This window comes from Paenarthrobacter sp. TE3676, assembly GCF_056279165.1.
Genome location: NZ_JBWBQU010000014.1, coordinates 1 through 3,296 on the forward strand (window position 1 = coordinate 1; position 3,296 = coordinate 3,296).

Below are 3,296 nucleotides of genomic sequence, written 5' to 3' on the forward strand. Positions count from 1 at the left end.
ACAAAAGCAGCGCACCCAACAGGGCCATTGGAAAAGAAGAGTTATTTTTGGCCGCCTACCGAACCGTACACACCTTCCGGCTTTCCGTTTCGCACCCGGCGACTCAGAAAACAATACACGCCCCACACCTCCAACGCAAATCCACCCCCAACCCCACCCCACACACCCCCAAAACCCCACCAACCGCCGTCGGACTCTGCTCCTTAGCGCTCCATCAACTCGCGCATGGCCGAGACCACCGCCGCGGGATTCTCCTCAGCCATGAAGTGGCCAATGTTCACGGTCATGTGTTTAAGATCCGGCGCCCAAGCACTCCACAGGGCAGCGGCGTCATAGCCCAGCACCGCTCCCCAGTCCTGTTGCATCACCGTCACTGGCATTGGCAGGGTGTGTGCGCCGTTCCTATCGGCGCGATCATGCGCGACGTCGATTCCCGCAGAAGCCCGGTAGTCCGCAACGATCGACCACACTGCCTGACCGGATGCCTTCAGATACTCCTCCCGATACCGTGGCGGGATCGCTCCAGGATCGGCAGTCCATCCGTCGATGAACGATGCAAAGAAGGAGTCTGCAGTCGCTTCGATCATGGGCTCGGGGATTCCCGCTGGCTGAGCCATCAGATAAAGGTGCCAAGCCACTTTCGCATCCGCCCCGTGGAGAATATCCCACATATCCAACGTCGGCAGCACATCCAGGACCAGCAGGTGGCTGACGGCGTCGGGATGGTCCAAACCTGCCCGCACAGCAACCAGGGCGCCACGATCGTGACCCGCCAGTGCGAAGCGATGGTGCCCAAGGCCCCGGGCGGCCGCGACGATGTCCGCGGCCATCGTCCGCTTCGAGTACGTTTCCTCCGCTTCCCCTGCCGGTTTATCGCTTGCCCCGTAGCCACGAAGGTCCGGGCATATGACCGTGTGGTCCGCCACCAAGTCTGCGGCGATATGCCTCCACATGAGGTGCGTCTGCGGAAAGCCATGCAAAAGTACGACGGCGGGCCCGTGCCCCGCCACTGCGACGTTCAGTTCGACGTCAGGTGCTACAGGTACACGGTGATAGGTGGCCTCGGGAAGCAGTGTCAAAGTCAATGGAGTCTCCATTCATTGGTGGTAGACCCACTCTCCTGCCACCGAATCAGCAGCGAATCAGCTGGACCCGTGGCAGGCAATGGACACCCTTGGTTGTCTTACTTCCTCACTACGATTGACACGTGACTACTGCGTCAATCCGAAGTACTGTGCAGATCCGTGTCCTCGGACCCCTCCAGGTGAGTGTTGATGGAGAAATGCAGGAACTCTCCAAGCGCCGGCATAGGGAAATCCTTGGCATGCTCGTTGCACTGCGAGGCCGCGATATCTCAACGGCGTCACTCATTGATGAACTGTGGGAAAGTAAGCCGCCACCGGGAGCTGTCGGAGCAGTCCGCACTTTCGTTGGTGAGCTTCGCCGCATCCTGGAACCACGTCGGCTACCACGCACGCCACCCTCGGTGCTCGTTACGGTGCGCGATGGGTACGCCCTTCGACTCGATCTCGACGCCGTTGATGCTTGGAGGTTCGCGGCGGCAGTGACCCGAGCAGTTGGAGCGACGCCCAACCAGGCCGAATCACTCTTGTCCACCACACTCGGCGAGTGGCGGGGCGCAGCCTTTCATGAATTCGCCGAGCGGCCTTGGGCCCTTCCAGAGGTAAAACGACTTACCGGGCTGCGGCAGACCGCCGTCGAACGCTTTGCCTCCGCGTGCCTGGACTGCGGCCGGCCGGCGGAGGCCGTTGCCATGCTGGAAGCACAGGTGGAGGAGAACCCCTGGCGCGAAGAAGGATGGCGCTTGCTGGCCATGACGCTGTACCAAAGTCACCGCCAAGGCGATGCATTGGCCGTCCTTCGGCGGGCACGGGCGCAGCATGCCAACGAACTGGGGCTGGACCCAAGCCCCGCGCTCGTGGATCTGGAGGGCAGGATGCTCCGCAGGGATCCCAGGTTGCACCACGTGGAACCCCTCCGCTTGGCCATGACTGCCACCGCCTATTCCAGAAGCGGCACGAGAGTTCAACTGGAAGCCTCAAACGCTGTGTTGGGCAGCTTGGCAGTCGCTGGCAATCTTGAGACAGCTCGCACCCAACGCATAGCGGCCATCCAAGCTGCTGCAGACCTGAACGATCCCGCACTCGCCGCCCGCGTCATTGGCGGCTACGACATACCCGGGATTTGGACGCGCCCGGATGACCCAGCTGCTGCCGCCGTCGTGATGGCCGCTGCGGAGGATGCGCTTGCCGCCAACCCAGGCCTCAACGACCGAAGCCGTGCCCGTCTCCTGGCCACCATAGCCATGGAATCCCGGGGCACCGGCGCTCGCCACTCGGAAGTCAGCGAAGCGGAGTCAATCGCCAGGAGACTAGGGGACGCGCAACTGCTCTGTTTCGCCCTGAGCGCCCGGTTTATGCAGACCTTCACCTCAGCCGGCCTTGCAGCAGATCGCGCCGAAATCGGCCAGAAGCTGATAACAACAGCGTTCGACGCCGATTCGCCCACCTTTGAAATCAACGGGCGGCTGATTCGTATGCAGGCATTGTGCGCCATGAATGACATCAGCTCAGCCAGCACTGAAGCCGATACGGTGGACCGGCTGGCCCAGCGGCACGAGAGACCGTTGGCGAGCGTGTTCACCCACTGGTTCCGGTGGACTTTCCTCGGCGACAGCCAGCCACCTCCGTTGCCGGCAGAGATGCCTGGCTTCACTGACGGAATCGAGGCTTTGGCGACCCTTGGCCGCGAGTTGCGTGACGCTACTGAACTGAGCGACGGCGACTTTGGCCCCTATGAGCGCTGGGTTCGGCCCCTTTTGCTGGTAAGGACGGGCGCGTGCCACGAGGCGAGTGAAACTCTCCGGCGGCTTCCGGATCCCCCCGCGGATCTTTTGCTCGAGGCGACTTGGTGCTTCGTTGCCCAGGCAGCCAGCGAACTGGGCGAGCCCTCTATGATCCGCCGGGCGTTGGGCGCCTTGGAACCGGCCAGACAGGAACGGGCTGCCGGAAGCGGCGTGGTGGACCTCGGCCGCGTTGATCACTACCTGGGGCTGCTTGAGGTGGCTGCTGGGTTGCGGCGTGAGTTTGGTGGTTAAAGGGGTGAAGCCTCCGTGGTGGTGGAGGCTTTTGTTTTGGGGCGGTTGTTAAATGCGGGAGACCCCCCGACCCGTGTGGGTTGGGGGGGTCTCTACCTAATGGTTGTCCGGCGGTGTCCTACTCTCCCACACCCTCCCGGGTGCAGTACCATCGGCGCTGTGGGTCTTAGCTTCCGGG

2 protein-coding genes and 1 rRNA gene are annotated in these 3,296 nt (G+C 62.6%); 1 reads left to right on the forward strand and 2 read right to left on the reverse strand.

Annotation, left to right across the window (positions count from 1 at the left end; genetic code table 11):
• Positions 1 to 203 precede the first annotated feature (203 nt).
• Positions 204 to 1,085, reverse strand: a complete 882-nt coding sequence (locus ACZ881_RS21820; RefSeq protein ID WP_476117959.1) for an alpha/beta fold hydrolase — start codon at positions 1,083 to 1,085, stop codon at positions 204 to 206.
• 122 nt (positions 1,086 to 1,207) lie between these two features.
• Between ACZ881_RS21820 and ACZ881_RS21825 the strand changes: the two genes are divergently transcribed.
• The gene (locus ACZ881_RS21825; RefSeq protein WP_476117960.1) at positions 1,208 to 3,118 is read left to right on the forward strand and encodes an AfsR/SARP family transcriptional regulator; all 1,911 of its coding nucleotides are present in this window, start codon (positions 1,208 to 1,210) and stop codon (positions 3,116 to 3,118) included.
• A gap of 105 nt (positions 3,119 to 3,223) precedes the next feature.
• Here the strand turns inward: ACZ881_RS21825 and rrf are convergent.
• Positions 3,224 to 3,296, reverse strand: a 5S ribosomal RNA gene (gene rrf / locus ACZ881_RS21830); the annotation flags it as partial.